Here is a 240-nt window from a genome sequence, read left to right on the forward strand (position 1 = left end):
GTGCGGGTGGCCGGTTGGCGCTTCCTGGCCACGATGGACCCCAGTGGGCCGGCCACCTTCGCGGAGAACAACCGCAAGGCGGCCGCCGCCGCCAAGGCCCTGCGCGAGCTCGATCCCGCCCGGCAATTCGGCGTCGCGCTGAAGCTGGCCGACGATGCCCTCCAGGTCTACGGCACGGCCTTCCAGGACGCCGCGAAGGCGTTGGAGGAGAGCCGCGTGGTGTTCGAGGATGACATCAAG

General features: G+C 70.4%; 1 protein-coding gene. It reads left to right on the forward strand.

The genetic code is table 11. From position 1 onward, the window contains the following. On the forward strand, window positions 1-240 hold a 240-nt coding region (locus ACLQ2O_RS41970; protein WP_425843491.1), incomplete at both ends, for a hypothetical protein.

The sequence above is a fragment of the Kribbella sp. DT2 genome (genome assembly GCF_049844575.1).
Classification (GTDB): domain Bacteria; phylum Actinomycetota; class Actinomycetes; order Propionibacteriales; family Kribbellaceae; genus Kribbella.